The sequence below is a fragment of the Buttiauxella agrestis genome (assembly GCF_900446255.1).
GTDB classification, from domain to species: Bacteria; Pseudomonadota; Gammaproteobacteria; order Enterobacterales; family Enterobacteriaceae; genus Buttiauxella; species Buttiauxella agrestis.
The window spans coordinates 1,097,304-1,116,282 of sequence record NZ_UIGI01000001.1 but is presented as its reverse complement, the minus strand read 5'-3'; the positions used below and the strand labels follow the sequence as shown (position 1 = coordinate 1,116,282).

General features: G+C 56.5%; 4 protein-coding genes and 1 other RNA gene. All 5 read left to right on the top strand.

The window, feature by feature from the left end:
- Nucleotides 1-577 precede the first annotated feature (577 nt).
- The 5 genes from DY231_RS05290 to ssrA all read left to right on the top strand — a co-directional run bounded on the left by DY231_RS05290 (nucleotide 578) and on the right by ssrA (nucleotide 18,961).
- On the top strand, nucleotides 578-13,633 hold the full coding sequence (locus tag DY231_RS05290) for a BapA/Bap/LapF family large adhesin (protein WP_115627541.1): 13,056 nt from the start codon (nucleotides 578-580) through the stop codon (nucleotides 13,631-13,633).
- A 140-nt stretch (nucleotides 13,634-13,773) separates the two neighbouring features.
- Complete coding sequence (locus DY231_RS05285; protein WP_115627540.1) at nucleotides 13,774-15,177, top strand: TolC family outer membrane protein; 1,404 nt, start codon at nucleotides 13,774-13,776, stop codon at nucleotides 15,175-15,177.
- The gene (locus DY231_RS05280; protein WP_115627539.1) at nucleotides 15,174-17,369 is read left to right on the top strand and encodes a type I secretion system permease/ATPase; all 2,196 of its coding nucleotides are present in this window, start codon (nucleotides 15,174-15,176) and stop codon (nucleotides 17,367-17,369) included. The genes DY231_RS05285 and DY231_RS05280 overlap by 4 nt, the downstream gene beginning before the upstream one ends.
- 7 nt (nucleotides 17,370-17,376) lie before the next feature.
- The gene (locus tag DY231_RS05275) at nucleotides 17,377-18,540 is read left to right on the top strand and encodes an HlyD family type I secretion periplasmic adaptor subunit (protein ID WP_115631772.1); all 1,164 of its coding nucleotides are present in this window, start codon (nucleotides 17,377-17,379) and stop codon (nucleotides 18,538-18,540) included.
- A 57-nt stretch (nucleotides 18,541-18,597) separates the two neighbouring features.
- Nucleotides 18,598-18,961, top strand: a transfer-messenger RNA (tmRNA) gene (ssrA, locus tag DY231_RS05270).
- Nucleotides 18,962-18,979: the final 18 nt, after the last annotated feature.

The following is an 18,979-nucleotide window of genomic DNA, read 5'->3' as shown; positions in this document are numbered from 1 at the left end:
ACAACCCGCTTCGTTGGATAAACCCTGCTTAATAAAAGCAAAATTTTTCTCCTCTATTTCAACTCAAACAGATAAATGAACAGCTTTCTCTCCGGAAAAATAACCTTATAAAAACAGCGCCTTCAATTGATTAAAGCCGTCATAGCCCAACACAAATAAATCATGCAATACATTGAATAAAAACAAATTTAATCGAGAAAAACCGTATAGCCACCCTTCAGGTAAATCCCAGGAATCTTGCCCTGATAACTCATGTTTCGGCAAAATGATAGTTCATCGATACTAAAGATTTTCTTTAGCAATCCTTAATTTGCGCTTTCATGCTTTCCTGTCTATATTTTCAATAACCCTGAAATAAAATGATAAGAAAGTATGAAGTTTCCATTTATATAAATATGTGACCCGGAAGAAAACCTAATTTATCAATAACGCTAGTCGTCATCATTCTGATGTCCGGATTCGTTCGCTTCAAATTTATAGATCAATGGAATCATTTTAATACTTTGTTCAGGGGAAGTTATTTGCGTGCATCAGCTGTGTCAAAGCCCCTACGTTCACATTGAATGGAGTGATAATAATGCGTTCAATATCAATCATCTCAAAACTGACTGGCGTAACGAATAATGTTGAAAGCTCAGAAATCACGCTGAATGCTCCTTCAATTGTAGAACTCAGGGCCGAGCGTGCTGATATCGCCAGTATTGCTCGCACTAATCAGGATATGGTTATCACTCTGCGAGATGGCGAAGTAATTACCGTTAAAAATTTCTATGCGTTTGCCGATCAGGGCGGCAACCAATTAGTTCTTGAAGATAGCAAAGGTGCGCTGTGGTGGGTGCAGGATACCGACTCTGCTTTTCACTTCGAACACATCGCCAATATTGATGAGCTGATGGCCGCCACAGGTGCCGAATCTCACGGCGGCGGAGCGATTTGGCCCTGGGTGCTGGGCGGAGTCGCCGTTGCTGGGGGGATTGCCCTTGCTGCTGGCGGAGGCGGCGGCGGCGGTGGGAGCGACAACTCTAACGGCAACGGTGGCCCTGGCTCTCCAAACCCTGCGCCACCAGCGGCTGATACCACCCCACCCGCAGCACCGACAAATCTGAACGTCTCGGCTGACGGTAAAACTATTACCGGCAGCGCTGAACCTGGCAGTACCGTGACCATTACCGATAGCGCAGGCCAGGTTATCGGAACAGGCACCGCTGATGGTAATGGCAATTTTTCAATCCCACTGACCAATCCGCAAATTAACGGCGAAGATCTCACAGCGCACGCCACCGATCCCGCAGGAAATACTGGCCCTGATGCCACAGTCACCGCGCCGCTGATTCCCGATCCTGTCGAACCCGTTGTAACCGCTGTAAATGATGACGCGGAACCGACCACCGGCCTGGTTTTGGACGGACAATCGACGAACGATAATACCCCGACCATAGAAGGCGTTGCACTGGCAAACTCCACGGTGCGTATCTTCGACAACGGTCAGCAAATTGGCACCGTCGTCGCTGATGCCAACGGCAACTGGAGCTTTACACCAGGCACTCCCCTTGCAGATGGAACACATAACTTCACCGCCACCGCCACCAATGAAAAAGGTGAAAGTGATCCATCCGGCAGCTATACCGTCACTATTGATAGCCAGGGGCCTGCCGCCCCCGAAAATCTTGATGTTTCGCAAGATGGTGCAACGGTAACGGGCACCGCCGAAGCGGGCAGTACGGTGATAATTACCGACGCCGATGGCAACAAAATTGGCGAAGGAATGGCAGATGCCACGACAGGTATATTCACCATCACCCTTTCTCCAGCACAAACAGCGGGTGAAACACTCTTCGCCGTTGCTGTCGATGTTGTTGGGAATACGGGCGCAGAAGCTGAATTCACCGCTTTCGACGCCCTCCCACCATCCACGCCGGTGATTACCAGCGTAGTGGATGATGTCACGCCGGTAACTGGCAACCTGACTAGCGGCCAACTGAGTAACGATCCTCGTCCAACTCTTAATGGCACTGGCGAAGCCGGTAGTACCGTGGCGATTTTCGATAATGGAACAACATTGCTGGGCACCACTCAGGTCCAGGCCGATGGAACCTGGAACTTCACGCCAGACACAAACCTGGGCGATGGAAGCCACGTTTTCACCACCAGCGCGACGGATGCTGCGGGTAATCTAAGCGGAACATCGCCAGGATTTGCAGTGACTATTGATGCGACAGCGCCAGCGCTACCGTCAATCACAGGCGTATACAGCGAGAACGGTTCGCTGGAGATACCTATTCTTGCCAACCGCGATACCAACGAAAATCACCCTTCTCTCAAAGGATTAGGCGAAGCTAACACCACCCTCACCCTCAAAGACAATGGTGTGGTTATTGGAACTATCACCGTTGATGGAACAGGGAACTGGAGCTACACCCCAACCGCACCGCTGGGAAATGGCAGCCATAATCTGACCCTTACCGCCACAGATGAAGCAGGCAACGTCAGCCAGCCTTCTACGGGCTTCGCCTTTACGGTCGATACCACCGCACCCGACGCGCCAGTCATTTTGAATGCCGACGATAATGTCGGTGATCTCCAGCAACCAGTGCTCAACGGCGGTATTACTGACGACACGACCCCCACCTTCCACGGAACGGGTGTCGATGGCGATATCATCAAGCTCTACAACGGCAGCACATTGCTTGGCATCACAACCGTTTCAGGCGGAGTCTGGAGCATCACCCCAACCGTGGCGCTGGCAGGTGGCCCATTAAATCTGACCGCAACCGCGACCGATGCAGTCGGTAACGTCAGCGATCCTTCGGCCAATTTTGCCTTGACCCTTTACACCACCCCGCTCGCCGAGCCTGTGGTAACGGGCATTGTGGATGACGTAGGGGCGATTCAAACCCCACTGACCGATGGCAGTTTCACGGACGACAAAACGCCAACCTTTAACGGCACAGGCACCGCGGGTAGCACGATTAATATTTATGATAACGGTGGAACCACGCCGATTGGCACCACCGTCGTCGCCCCGGATGGTAGCTGGTCAATTACGCTACCGGAACTTAGCGAAACGCAGCATTCTCTGACTATCGGTGCGACCGATCCTGCGGGTAATTCCGTCGGGCCATCCGCACCGATTGTCATTACTGTCGATAACACACCGCCGCCTGCGCCAGGAATCACTCTGCCCGTTGAAACCACCGGGACGCAGGTTAGCGGCACTGCCGAAGCAGGCAGCACCGTCATTATTAAAGATGCAGGTGGGACTGAAATCGGCAGAGGGACGGCTGACAGTAGCACCGGCGCATTCAATATCAATATTTCCCCGGCGCAAACCGCAGGGGGAACGCTGACGGCTATTGCCCAGGATCTTGCCGGAAATACCAGCGATTCAACCAGCTTTACTGCCAGCAACTCCGGCCTGCCGCAGCCACCTGTCATCACGCTGCTTGTTGATGACGTGAACCCAGTGAGCGGGAATGTCACCAACGGGCAATCTACCAATGACACGCAGCCAGAAGTTCGCGGTACGGCAGCTCCTGGTGCGACCGTGAATCTCTACATTGATAACAACCCACTCCCGATAATTATCTCAGTGGACGGCAGTGGAAACTGGAGCTACCAGCCCCTTATACCATTGCTACAGGGCCAACATACCTTCACGGCAACTCAAACAACCGTCGCGGGAACCAGCGGATTTACCGTCGACTTTACCGTCACGATTGATACAACGGCACCTGGCGCGCCTGCGATCACTGGCGTGGTTGATGACGTCACGCCGGGAACGGGTGAGCTAACAAACAATCAGGCGACCAACGATCCGCGTCCAACCATTCACGGCACCGGTGAAGCGGGTACAACAGTGACCATTTTCGACAATGGTGTCCTGCTGGACACCGCTGTCGTCAATACCGACGGAACCTGGACATTCACACCTGGCTCTAATCTGCTTGATGGACCGCATATCTTTACCGCCCAGGCGACGGACTTGGCCGGTAACGTCGGTGGCATATCGACAAGTTTTACGATTGATATTGATGCGACCGCACCTGCTGCGCCAGTTATCACGGGTGCCGTTGATAATAATGACACCCTGCAAGTACCGGTGCTCTCCGGGCAATCGACCAACGACACCACCCCGATTCTCAGCGGAACAAGAGAAGCTAACTCCACCATTACCATCAGCGATAACGGCACCGTCATTGGCACAATTCTTGTCGATGGAACAGGGACCTGGAGCTACACGCCGACGGCTCTGGGTGAAGGCAGCCACAGTTTCACCGTCACCGCCACGGACGCCGTGGGCAACGTCAGCACAGTATCAAATACCTACACCGTGATTGTTGATACCACTCCACCCGCTGCCCCAACCGGATTGCTGGTCACAACGGATGGTCTGCATGTCACCGGCACGGCGGAAGCCGGCAGCATTATTACCGTCACCGACGGGAATGGTCTGGTGCTGGGAACGGGTACTGCGGATATCAATGGCGCATTCGATGTCACTCCGCTGACGACGGCGCAAACTAACGGCGAAGCGCTGTTGGTCAGCGCCACAGATGCGGCAGGTAACAAAGGCCCGAATACCGGCGTACTCGCCCAGGACACCACCGACCCTGGCGCCCCGACCAATCTGGCGGTTAACGACGAAGGAACCGTGGTCACGGGTAACGCCGAACCCGGCAGTACCGTGACGGTTAGCGACAGCAACGGCAACCCGCTGGGTGATGGAAAAGCCGGGGATGACGGCAGCTTTAGCGTCACCATAACGCCTGCACAAACCAACGGCGAAACGCTGGAAGTCACCGCCACGGATAAAGCCGGTAACACCGGGCCGGAAGCGCCGGTTGAGGCCCCCGACTCCACGCCACCAGCGGTTCCGGTGATCGGCGCTGTGATTGACGATGTTGCCAATATCACGGGCAATCTGAACAACGGCGATACCACCAACGACAACAAACCGACACTGCAAGGCACCGCCGAACCAGGTGCAACAATCAACATCTATGACAACGGCGGGACCACGCCAATCGGCACTGTTATCGCCGACCCTGGCGGCATCTGGAGTTTCACGCCAACGACTGCGCTGGGGCAAGGGCTGCACAACCTGACCTTCACCGCGACCGATGCCGATAACAACACCAGCCCAGCCGCATCGTTTAGCCTGACTGTCGACTCCATCGCCCCGCTCGCTCCGGCAATCACTTTAGTGAGCGATGATTTTGGAACAATTACCGGTTCCGTGCCGAATAATGGCGTCACCAACGACACGACGCCGACAATCCAGGGCACTGGTGAACCTGGCTCAACGGTCATTCTGACGCTCGATGGCACAACGACGCTGACGACGTTTACTGTCGATGCCTCCGGCACCTGGAGTTACACGCTGACCACCGCGCTTAGCGAAAGCGAGCACCGCTTTACGGTCACGGCTTCTGACTCCGCGGGTAACGTCATTGCTCCGTCTGCAGAGTTTGTGATTACGGTAGACACCACGCCGCCAGCAACCCCGGTCATTACTGGCGCGGCGGATGATATCGGCAGCGTAACCGCCCCGCTTGGCAACAACGCTTCCACCGATGATACCCGTCCGCAATTCAACGGCACCGGGGCACCAGGCTCAACCATCACGCTTTACGATGGCGCAACAGCCATCGGCTCATTCACCATCGGAATCGATGGCCAATGGAATATCACGCCAACGCAACCTCTGACGGAGGGAGCGCACGCACTTACCGCGGTGGCGACCGATGCGGCGGGCAACGCCAGCCCTGCGGCCAACTTTACTCTGACGATAGACACCACGCCTCCGGCTGCACCGTTGATTGTTAACGCCGTGGGTGAAGTCGGCGGTGCCAGCGCCACACTGGTCAGCGGCGGCAGCATACAAAACGGGACTCCAACGCTTTCAGGAACCGGGGAAGTGGGGGCCACCATCAGGATTTACGATAATGGCGGCACCACGCCTATTGGCACGATTACCGTTCCGGCTGGCGGAAACTGGACATTTACCCCAACGACGGCGTTGACTGAAGGCGCTCATACGCTCACCGCCGTGGCAACCGATCCGGTAGGTAACGTCGGCCTACCATCGGCGGGCTTTACGTTAACCGTGGACTCCTCGATCCCTGCCACACCGGGCATTCCAACCGTGACTGACGATGTGTCGCCAGGGCTTGGAACCATCGCCAATAACGGCAGCACCAACGACACCACTCCAACCTTCTCCGGCACGGGAACGGCGGGCGATACCATCACGATCCTCGATAATGGCGATCCTATTGGCACCACGACCGTCCGGGCAGATGGCAGCTGGAGCTTTACCCCGGATACGCCATTCACCACGCCAGACCATTCAATCAGCGTGACCGAAAGCGATGCGGCGGGTAACAAAAGTCCGGCATCAGGCGCCATTAACTTCACCCTCGATACCGAGCCGCCTGCTGCGCCAACCATTGATTCAGCGGACGATAACGTCGGTGCGGTGCAACAAACATTGCTGACCAATGGCGTCACCGATGACAATACGCCGACCTTCCACGGCACCGGCATCAATGGCGATACCATCACGCTGTACAACGGCAGCACCGTGCTAGGCACCGCTGTCGTGGCTGGCGGTGTGTGGACAATTACGCCTGCTACCGCATTGCCGAACGGCACGCTGAATCTGACCGCCACCGGAACCGATCCGGCGGGGAACGTCGGCAGCCCGTCGGCAAACTTTACGTTGACCGTTGATAACACGCCGCTCACCGCTCCGGTGGTGACAGAAATTGTTGATAACGAAGGCGTCATTCAAACTCCGCTGACAAGCGGCAGCGTTACCGACGACAAAACCCCGACCTTCAACGGCACGGGCACCGTTGGCAGCACGATTAATATTTATGACAACGGCGGAATCGTGCCGATTGCGACAACAACCGTTGGCGCGAATGGCACCTGGAGCGTGACGTTGCCTGAGCTGGCCGAAAACGGGCATTCGCTGACGATTGGCGCAACCGATCCGGCGGGTAACTCGGTTGGGCCATCCGCACCCATTTTGATTACGGTAGATACGGCTCCGCCAGCCATGCCGACTATCACAACGCCGCTGGAAGAGACGGGGACATTAATCAGCGGGACGGCTGAAGCGGGCAGTACGGTGATCATCCGTGACGCAAACGGCGACGAAATTGGTAGAGGATTAGCCGATGGCACGACCGGGGCATTTACCGTCACCATCTCGCCTGCACAAACGACCGGCGAAGCATTAACCGCAATTGCGCAGGATCCGGCGGGCAACCAGAGTACGGCGGCGGATATTATCGCCGTCACTTCCGGCATCCCTCACCCGCCAACTATAGAGGTGCTGGATGATGTCGCGCCTAACATTAGCGATCTGACTAGCGGGCAAAGCACCAACGATAACTTGCCAACGCTCAGCGGCCAGGCTGCCGACAACGCTACCGTCACACTCTATATTGACGGCGTCGCCCAGACACCGATTACGGCCGATATAAACGGCGCGTGGAGTTTCCAGTTCACCACGCCACTGGATGACGGCCTGCATACCTTCGCGGTAAGTCAGACCGTCGGCGGCGTCACCAGCGGCATATCACCGAACTTTGTTGTCACTGTTGATACCGCTTTACCAGCGCAACCGACCATCACCACCGTCACCGATGACGTCACACCAGTCACAGGTGACATCGCCAGCGGGCAGGCGACCAACGATCCGCGCCCAACCCTTACCGGCAGCGGGGAAACAGGCTCGACAATCACCATCCTGGATAACGGCTCGCCAATTGGCACCGCCGTAGTAGGCGCTGGGGGCACCTGGACCTTTACGCCGACGGTGGATTTGGGCAACGGTTCGCATCCAATAACCGTCACCTCAACCGATGCCGCCGGGAACGTCAGCGTACCGTCTGCAGGTTTCTCATTAAACGTGGATACCACCGCGCCGCTTGCACCAGTGATTAGCAGCGTGACAGACGATGGCGCCACCCCAGGAGCGGTGGTTTCTGGTCAACCAACCAACGACAACACGCCAACCTTTAGCGGAACCGTTGAACCCAATACCACGCTGATTATTAGCGATAACGGTACGGTGGTTGCGACGATTCCTGTTGATGCAACGGGGAATTGGACATGGACACCAAATCCAGCGCTGACCGAAGGCAGCCACCCGCTCACGCTCACCACCACCGACGCGGCGGGGAACGTGAGCCCGGCGACCACCTTTAACTCAGTGATAGACACATCCGCACCTGTCGTCCCGGCGATAACGTTGGTGGTGGACGACCAGACCCAGGCTGGTGATGTGACATTAACCAGTGGGCAAGCCACGAAAGACACATTGCCGACGGTAAGTGGCACCAGTGAAGCAAATGCCATTATTACCCTAAGAGATGGCAATACCATTATTGGCACTACGACCGCGAATGGCGCGGGGGTATGGTCACTGGATCCGACCTCCGCGCTCGGTCAGGGAAACCACAACCTGACCGTCACCGCCACGGACGCCGCTGGCAACGTCAGCAATCCTTCCGGCGTATTTTCTGTCGTCGTTGACTCGGTGGCACCTACTGCACCGTTGATTGTGACCGTCACCGACAACACTGCGCCAAACCTTGGGCCAATCACCAGCGGCGTGCCAACCAATGAAACTCGACCTGTGATTACCGGCTCCGGGGAAGTGGGTGCGACCATTACGGTGTCTGACGGCAACCAGGTGCTGGGCACGACCACCGTGGGTGCAGGCGGAACCTGGAGCTTTACACCAGGCACGCCGCTCACCAGCGGGTCGCATAATTTGACCGTTACCGCCACCGATGCCACCGGGAACGTCAGTGCGCCATCAGCAGGTTTTAACGTCGTGGTTGATGTCGCGGCTCCCACCGCGCCAGCGATTACTAATATTGTTGACGATATCGGTTCAGCCACCGGTGATTTGGTCAACAACCAGGTCACGGACGACACCCGTCCGGCGCTGAGAGGCACGGCGGAAGCGGGTTCAACCGTAAATATCTACGATAACGGCACCTTGATTGGCACCACTACCGCAGTGGGTGGCGTGTGGAATTTCACCCCACCAGCAAACGCCGCGTTGGGCAACGGTAATCATGCGTTTACGGTTACAGCGACCGATACGGCGGGCAACGTCAGCCCTCCATCAGTCGCGTTTAATATCGTGGTCGATACCGCGGCGCCAACTTCCCCAATCGTGATTCAGGCATTCGATGATGTCGGCCCGGTTACGGGACCGTTAGTCAGCGGGCAAACCACCAACGACAAACAGCCGTTACTCAGTGGTACGGCTGAAGCCAACTCCACGGTGAATATTTACGACAACGGTGGCACCACACCTATCGGCACCGTCACTGCTTTGCCGAACGGCACCTGGAGCTTCACTCCTTCTGGCGATTTGAGCGAAGGGACGCATGTGTTCACCGCCACCTCTACCGATGCGGCAGGCAACCTGGGGGCAGTATCAGGCACCTTTACGCTCAACATCGACAGCTTTGCACCGGCCACGCCAACGCTCACCACGGTAGTGGACGATGTGGCTGGCGGCGCAGTAGGTTCGCTGGGCAACGGGCAAGTCACCAACGATGCGCGGCCTACGCTTAATGGCACCGGAGAAGCAGGCAGCACGCTTGCCATCTTTGATGGCGCGACACAAATTGGCACCGTGACGGTTCCTGCTGGCGGCAACTGGTCATTCACCCCGACCACACCACTGACAACAGGTCTGCATACCTTTACGCTCACCTCAACGGATGCGGCGGGTAACATCAGCCCCACCAGCGCGGGCTTTGCCATTGTGGTTGATACCACCGCGCCGACTGCCCCGATTATCACCTCGATTGTCGATGATGTAGCGGGTGGCGTGTTTAACGGTTCGATCGCGAATAACCAGGCGACCAACGACCGATTGCCAACGCTTAACGGCACGGCGGAAGCCAATGCCACAGTGAACATTTATGACAACGGCGTGCTGTACACCACCGTTACCGCCAATGGCAGCGGCGTCTGGACGTATACGCCGCCTGCCGGGCAGCTACTTTCTGAAGGGGTGCATTCCTTCACCGTCACCGCTACCGATTTAGCGGGTAACATCAGCGCCCTTTCGCAGCCTGCGGCGATTGTAGTCGATGTCACACCGCCAGCGTTGCCAACCGGGCTGGCGGTTAACGCAACCGGCACCAGCGTAACGGGCACTGCCGAAGCGGGCAGCACCGTGACGATTACCACCAGCGGCGGAACGGTGCTCGGGACCGCAACGGCGGACGGTACAGGCGCGTTCACAATCGCCATTTCTCCGGCGCAAACCAATGCGCAAGTCCTACAAGCCTTTGCTCAGGATGCGGCGGGCAACACAGGTAACGCCGCCAGCGTGACCGCACCTTCAACGGCGTTGCCTGGCGTGCCGGTCATCACCAGCGTGGTGGATGACTTCGCCGCAGTCACCGGGAATGTCGCCAACGGGCAAAGCACTAACGATGCCACACCAACCATCAACGGCATCGCGGATGTCGGAGCGACCGTCAACGTCTACAACAATGGTGTGCTGATGGGCACCACTGTTGCGGGAGTCGGCGGGGTCTGGAGCTATACGCCAACAGGCGCGTTAAGTGAAGGCTCCCATGCCTTTACCGCGACGGCCACCAACGTCAACGGCACCGGTGGCGCATCCACTCCGGCAACGGTCGTTGTGGATACCGTCGCACCGCTGGCACCAACAGCGACGATCAGCGGCGACGGCACAACCATCAGCGGCACCGCCGAAGCCAACAGCACCGTGACCATCACATTGCCTGGCGGCACAACCGTCACCACCACCGCCAACGCCGGGGGCAGTTATAGCCTGACGCTGCCGACGCGTGAAATTGGCGGGGAAGTGCTTTCCGTCAAAGCCACCGATGCGGCGGGGAACACCTCGCCTTCCATTACGGCGACTGCGCCGGTTCTGCCACTGGCGGCAGACGACAACGTGGTGAACCTGGCGTTAACCACCAATGCGCAAGTGACAACTTCGCACGCCAGCGACTACGGCGTATTGCTGGTGGGCGCGCTGGGTAATGTGGCGTCAGTTCTCGGCAATGACACCGCGCAGGTTGGCTTTAACATCGCCGCGGGTGGCAGCGGCAATATCACCATTGATGCCTCCGCCACGGGAGTTGTGCTTTCGCTGCTTAATACGTTGGAAGTCGCGGTTCAGAAATACGACTCAGTGACCGGGACATGGAGCACCATTATCGACTCGTCGATGCCACAGTTTGCCAACCTGCTAACGTTGGGTGCCAGCGGCGTGACGATGAATATCACCGGGCTGCCGGAGGGTTCGTACCGTGTTCTGAGTTACAACACCAGTCTGCTGGCGACGGGTTCGCTGACCAACCTCGACGTTTCCGTGGTGCAAACCAGTGCGGGGACGATCACCAGCGGCACCACACATCCGGGCAACGTGATCATCGACGCAGGCCCGACGGGCAGTTCAGACACCGCTCCGGCAGGAACGGTGGTGAGTTCCGTCACCAATGCGCAGGGCGTCACCACCCAGATTGGTGCAGGCGGGGCTGATATTCAGGGCCAGTATGGCGTGCTGCATATCAACCAGGACGGCAGCTACACCTACACCCTGACCAACACGTCCGCCACCGTTCTTGGGCATACGGAAAACTTCACCTACACCATCACCTTCAACGGCGTGAGCAATTCGGCGCAGCTGGTCGTGACGCTGGGTAATGGCGCTCCGGCGAACACCGTTACCGCAACGGATAACACCGCGTCGCTGACCTACAACACCGACGTCGAAGCGGTCAACCACGGGCCGTCATCGCAGGGAGGTTTCTCGGTGGTCGGCGTGGGTCTTGGGAATGTCCTGAGCCTCAACGTGCTGGCGAACATGACGAACCCGATAATCTTTGATGTTGATGACGGTTCGACGCGCACCATGACGTTGCAGGCAAGCGTAGGCGGCGTGGCATTGCTGTCAACCTTCGACCTGTACATCTACAAGTTCAACGATGTCACCCAGCAGTTTGAGCAATATAAAGTGGTGAATACCTGGCTGACCGCGCCGTTGCTGGGCGGAACTTCGGGGCAATTAACGTTGACCCTGCCGGGTGGCGAGTACCTGTTCCTGCTCAATAATGCCAGCGGCGTCACCGTGCTGACGGGCTACACGCTGAACATTTTGCAGGATCATACTTATGCGGTGGAAAGCGTTACCGCCTCGACGACGGGTAACGTGCTGGCAGACGATGTGGCTCCGGTGAATAGCCATATCACACAGGTCAACGGCGTTGCTGTTGCAGCCAGCGGAACCACCACCATTGTTGGCGAATACGGCACGCTAACGATTGATGCCAACGGCAACTACACCTACAAACTGAATGCGGGTGTGGGCGCTGACAGCATCAAAACGCCGGATAGTTTCATCTATACCGTGACTGCGCCAAATGGCGACACCGATACCGCGTCGTTAAATGTCACAGCTACACCGACCCCGGTGAATGCGATTGACGATATCAGTACGGCAATGGCGGTTAGCACCGCGCAAACAACCGCGAATTACTCCGATACCACGGTGGGTTCGGCGGTCTGGAACGCAGCATTGCTTTCGTCAACCAGCAAAAGCGGCAGTGGGACATTTGTCGTCGGCGCGAATGACGTTTTGCACAATCCAGTTCTGCATTTCAACGTAGCGTCGTTGCTGTCTCTGGGCGGATTAAACGTGACCTGGAATATCACTGATGGCTCGGGCGCGGTGGTCAGAAACGGTTCGTTTAGCGGCGGTATTTTGCTCGGTGGCGTAGCAGATATTAACTTAACCGGGCTGGATCTTCAGGCTGGCACCTACACCCTGAACTACACCGGGAGCATGGGGCCGCTGGCATTAGGCCAGGTAAGCATCACCCCAACCGTCACCGGCACCACCATTGATCTGGATAATTATTTAACGCAAGGCGGCAGCACCGTTCACGGCAACTTGTACGATGGAACGGACTCCTCAGGCGCGATTGATCAGTTGGGAACGGTTCATACGCTTCTGAGTATTACCGGTTTTAACGGCAGCACCGCAACGCTTGATCCACTCACTAACAGCAGCGCCTCCGCCACCATTCAGGGGCATTACGGCACGCTGCAAATTGGCATCGACGGGGCGTATACCTACACGCTCAATAGCGGGATTAACCCGGCGTCGATCACCACCAGGGAGACATTCACCTACACGCTGAACGACCAGAACGGTCATTCCGACAGTGCAACATTAACCATCAATATGAACCCGCAATTCGTCAGCACCGCATTAAGCGATGTGATAACCGGCTCGGCTTATGGCGACACGCTGGTTTATCACCTGCTGACCAGTGCCAGCGCAACGGGGGGGAACGGGGCTGACACCTGGCACAACTTCTCACTCGCGCAGGGCGACAAAATAGATATCCACGATTTGTTAGTGGGCTGGAACCCTGCAAGCTCCAACATCGCCAACTACCTGAACGTCACCACCAGCGGCAATAACACGGTGATTTCCATCGACCGTGACGGCACAGGCACAACCTACACCGCACCCACCACGCTCGTGACACTGGAGAACACGCACACCACGCTCGATGAGTTGGTACAGCAACACCATATTATTACCTGAACGGCGTAAATGGTGGATGACGCTAACGCTTATCCCTCCCTACAAAATCAAAAATGTAGGTCGGAAAAGCGCAGCGTCATCCGACAAAAGCAGGTAAGCCATACCAATTAGAACGTAGTGACTTTTAAAAGGGACTGACTATGGGAAAATTACAGCCGTTTGCACTGTGGCTGGCATGCAGCCTGTGTGTAGCCCAGGCGCATGCCGATGACACGCCACAATTTATCAGCACTCAGGAACTCTCTGAGCAACAACTGCCGGCACTGGATGGCTCCTCCAGCCTACCGTTGGACGCCCCTGCGCCGGGAACGCTGACCCTCAATGATGCGGTCAACCGCGCCGTTACCTGGCATCCGAGCATTCACGAAGCCATCGGCAAACTGGCCGGGCAATCTGAACAGGTCAACGTCGCAAAATCAAAATACTATCCGCAAGTCACGGCGGGCATGAATAACGGCTACAGCAACGGTTACACCGACAGCGGTTTTAGCCCATCGCTGGTGTTGTCCGTTTCGCAGATGCTGTATGACTTCGGCAAAGTCTCAAGCCAGGTACGGGCCGAAAGCGCAGGCGTGGCACAAGAGCAAGCGAACGTGCTGGTGAGCATCGACAATGTCGGCCACGACACCGCTAACGCCATGATTCAGGTGCAGATGTGGCAACAAATGGTTGATATCGCCAAAGATCAATTAGATGCCCTGAGCGCGATTGGGAAGTTAACCGAGAAGCGCAACGATGAAGGGGCCACGTCGATGTCGGACGTGGTGCAAACCAACGCGCGTATTGAATCTGCTCGTTCACAACTCATTCAATATCAGTCCAATCTCGACAGCGCCCAGGCCACATTAACGAGCTGGCTGGGCTGGAACAACCTCAACGGTATCAGCAACGAGTTCCCTGATAAGCTGGCAAAAAGCTGTGACATCGCCAAACCGGATGACCGCTTAGTCCCTGCCGTTCTCGCCTCGTGGGCGCAGGCCAGTGTCGCGCAAGCCAATCTTGATTACGCCAACGCGCAGATGACGCCAACCATCTCGCTCGAGCCGCAGGTTCAGCACTATCTGAACGACAAATACGCCAGCCACGAAGTGCTGGATCGCACCCAATATTCCGCGTTTATCAAAGTCGAAATGCCGCTTTACCAGGGCGGCGGCTTAACGGCGCGTCGCAATGCGGCCAGCCACGCGGTGGAAGCGGCACAATCTGGAGTACAACGCACCCGCCTCGACATTCGCCAGAAACTGATGGAATCGCGCAGCCAGGCGCTCGGGCTGATGGGCGCGGTTCAGGTGCTGCAACGCCAGGAACAATTAAGTGCGCGTACCCGCGAACTCTATCAACAGCAATATCTGGATTTAGGTTCGCGCCCATTGCTCGACGTCCTCAACGCGGAACAGGAAGTTTTTCAGGCCCGTTTCGCGCAGCTACAAATCCTAAGCCAACTTCATCAATTGCAGCTCAACTGTTTGTATAACTCTGGCCGCTTACGCAACGCATTTGGCCTGGAGCACCGCACCATCCAGTCACTGGAGATCCAGCCATGAGCCAAACACTGCCTCCTGTTGATGAACACCTGACTGAACATGCGCTAAGCCACTGGGCGCAGTTGATTAGCCACGTCGCCGCGCATTATCGCGTCGCCTGCTCGCCCGGCACCCTCCAGGCAAACGCGCCGTGGTTTAAAGACAAAAACATGCTCTCGGCACTCACACAGTTGTCGCGCCAGGCGGGGCTTTCATTTCATATGATGAGCGCCCCGGAACTGGCGATTGGCAAATGGCGGTTGCCTCTCGCGGCGAGCCTGAACAACGGGCAACTGGCGGTCATCGAACATTTCGACGGCGAGGATACGGTTGAAATTTGCGTTATTGACGGCGAACGCCAGACCAACCGGGTATCGCTCGCAACGCTGCTGCCGGAAATCCGTTTTGTGGCCGCCCTTCGCCCGCTGTCGGCGCTCAAAGACAGCCGCGTTGATGCGTATATTTCACGCTTTAGCCCGGACTGGCTAAAAGAGCTGGTGATGCAGGATCTGCGCCCTTATGGGCCGGTGATGCTGGCGGCATTCCTCATCAATGTGCTGTCGCTTTCCGGCATCCTTTTCTCGATGCAGGTTTATGACCGCGTGATCCCCGCACAGTCGTACCCCACGCTGTATGTGCTGGCTTCCGGCGTGTTGCTGGCGGTGATATTTGGTTTTGTGCTGCGCGTGGCGCGTGGCCATATTATGGATGTGCTCGGCAAACGGGCGGATATGCGCGTTTCCGATCGCGTATTCAGTCACGCGCTGCGCCTGCGCAACAGCGCCATCCCCCGCTCCACCGGCAGCTTTATTTCCCAGCTTCGCGAACTCGAACAGATCCGCGAAATGATCACCTCATCAACGATCTCGACGATCGTCGATTTGCCGTTCTTCTTTATGTTCATCATCGTACTGGCGATTATTGCCCCGCAACTGGCGTGGATTGCGCCGGTCGCCGCCGTACTGATGGTGCTGCCGGGCATCCTGCTACAGAAAAAACTGGCGATGCTCGCCAACCAGTCGGCCCATGAAGCGACGCTGCGTAATGCGGTATTAGTGGAGAGTGTTCAAGGGCTGGAAGACATCAAACTGATGCAGGCGGAGAACCGTTTCCTGCAACAATGGAACAGCTACATCCGCATTACGGCGGAGTCTGGTCTGCGCACCCGCCAGCTTTCGCAAGGGCTGATTAGTTGGGGAATGACGGTACAAAGCCTGGTGTATGCGGCGGTAATTCTCTTCGGCGCACCGCTGGTCATCGAAGGCGATATGACCACCGGTGCGATGGTTGCCGCCTCAATGTTAGCCTCAAGAATGATTGCCCCGATGGCAAACCTGTGCGGCGTGCTGGCTCGCTGGCAGCAGGTCAAAGCCGCGAAACAGGGACTGGACAGCATTATGCAGTTGCCGGTGGAAACCCAGCGCGACGAAAGCCTGGTGCATCAGGATATTTTCCACGGCCATTATCTGTTTGAAAACGCGCAGTTTCGTTACCACAACGAAGACCAGCGCATCCCTTTACGCATTACTCGCCTCGAGATCCAGCAAGGCGAGCGCGTGGCAGTTTTAGGGCGCAACGGCGCGGGGAAATCCACGCTATTGCAGGCGTTAGCGGGCGGCGTCGATTTAATCAGCGGTGATGCGCGGCTCGACAACCTGAGCATGACGCAAATTGATATGGCGGATTTACGCCGCAACATCGGCTTTATGAGCCAGAACGCCCGTCTGTTTTACGGCACGCTGCGCGAAAACCTCACGCTTGGCGCACCGAATGCCAGCGACGAAAATATCTTCGAGGTGCTGGAAATCAGCGGTGCAGGCAACTTTGTTAAGAGCCTGCCAAAAGGACTCGACCACGCCATTATGGAAGGCGGAACCGGTTTATCCGGCGGACAGCGGCAGTCGATTTTGCTCGCTAGAATGCTGTTACGCTCGCCCAACATTGTGCTGCTCGATGAACCGACGGCCTCGCTCGACGACCACACCGAACGCGAGTTCATTCAGCGCCTGGGTCTTTGGCTTGGGCATCGCACATTGATTGTCGCCACTCACCGCGTGCCGATGCTTGAACTGGTCGAGCGCGTGCTGGTTCTCAAGGAAGGCCAACTGGTGATGGATGCACCGAAAGCTCAGGCGCTCAGTAACAGTAACAACAGCCGCGCCACCGTACAGCCAAATGGGCGGGAGTGGAAAAATGAAAACCAATCAGCGTGACGTCGCCATGGACGACCCGGATATTCAGCGCGAGCGCGAGTTTTCCGGTGCCAGCCGTATCATCATCATCAGCGTGCTGCTGTTTATTTTGCTCGGCGTGTGGGCGTGGTTTGGCACACTCGATGAAGTCTCGACCGGCACCGGTAAAGTGGTGCCGAGTTCGCGTGAACAGGTACTTCAGTCGATGGATGGCGGCATCGTCACCGAAGTATTGGTCCACGAAGGCGACAAAGTTGAAGCCGGGCAAATCGTCGCCCGCCTCGACCCGACCCGCTCGGAATCAAACGTGGGCGAAAGTGCTGCGCGCTACCGCGCTTCCCTGGCCTCCAGCGTGCGGCTTAACGCGGAAGTGAACGATTTGCCGCTGGTTTTCCCCGATTCGCTCAAAGCCTGGCCGGAACTTATCGCATCCGAAACGCGCCTGTATAAAAGCCGCCGCGCACAGCTCAACGACTCCGCATCCGACATCCAGGATGCGCTGGTTTCGGTGAACAAGGAACTGGCGATTACGCAACGGCTGGCGAAAAGCGGCGCGGCGAGTAACGTCGAAGTGCTGCGTTTACAGCGGCAAAAAAGCGATCTGCAACTCAAAATCACCGACCTGCGCTCGCAATATTACGTCCAGGCTCGCGAGGCACTTTCCAAAGCGAACGCTGAAGTCGATATGTTATCGGCCATTATCAAAGGCCGTGAAGACTCCGTGAGCCGCATGACCGTGCGCTCGCCGATGCGTGGCATCGTGAAAAACATCCAGGTCACTACAATCGGCGGCGTTATCCCACCCAACGGTGAAATGATGGAGATCGTGCCGGTAGATGATCATTTGCTGATTGAAGCTCGTCTCTCCCCGCGCGATATTGCGTTTATCCACCCCGGCCAGCGTGCGCTGGTGAAAGTCACCGCCTACGATTACGCCATTTACGGTGGGCTGGAGGGCGAAGTTGAAACCATTTCACCGGACACCATTCAGGACAAAGTTAAGCCAGAAATCGTTTATTACCGGGTATTTATCCGCACCCATCAGGATTATCTGGTGAACAAAGCCGGGCATCATTTTTCAATATCGCCGGGGATGGTCGCCACCGTGGACATCAAAACCGGGCAAAAAACCATCGTCGATTACCTGATAAAACCGTTTAACCGCGCCCGCGAAGCGCTGCGTGAACGTTAGCGCACATGAGGGGTGGTAAGTGGCGCTACAACTCTGTTATACTTACAAAACACTTGTGGGGCTGATTCTGGATTCGACGGGATTCGCGAAACCCAAGGTGCATGCCGAGGGGCGGTTTGCCTCGTAAAAAGCCGCAAAAAAATAGTCGCAAACGACGAAAACTACGCCCTAGCAGCTTAATAACCTGCTAAGAGCCTTCTCTCCCTAGCTTCCGCTCTTAAGACGGGGATCAAAGAGAAGTCAAACCCAAAAGAGATCGTGTGGATACCTTGCCTGGGGTTGAAGCATTAAAACTAATCAGGATAGTTTGGTAATGGCGTGTCTACCCGCAGTTGCCCGGCGAATGTAAAGATAGACTAAGCATGTAGTACCGACGGCGTAGTAATTTCGGACGGGGGTTCAACTCCCCCCAGCTCCACCAAAATTCTCCCTCAACGAT

What these genes read in the sequence shown, in the direction of transcription:
- DY231_RS05290 (WP_115627541.1), top strand. Translation starts at nt 578, where the DNA reads ATGCGTTCAATATCAATCATCTCAAAACTGACTGGCGTAACGAATAAT.
- DY231_RS05280 (WP_115627539.1), top strand. Translation starts at nt 15,174, where the DNA reads ATGAGCCAAACACTGCCTCCTGTTGATGAACACCTGACTGAACATGCG.
- DY231_RS05275 (WP_115631772.1), top strand. Translation starts at nt 17,377, where the DNA reads ATGGACGACCCGGATATTCAGCGCGAGCGCGAGTTTTCCGGTGCCAGC.
- DY231_RS05285 (WP_115627540.1), top strand. Translation starts at nt 13,774, where the DNA reads ATGGGAAAATTACAGCCGTTTGCACTGTGGCTGGCATGCAGCCTGTGT.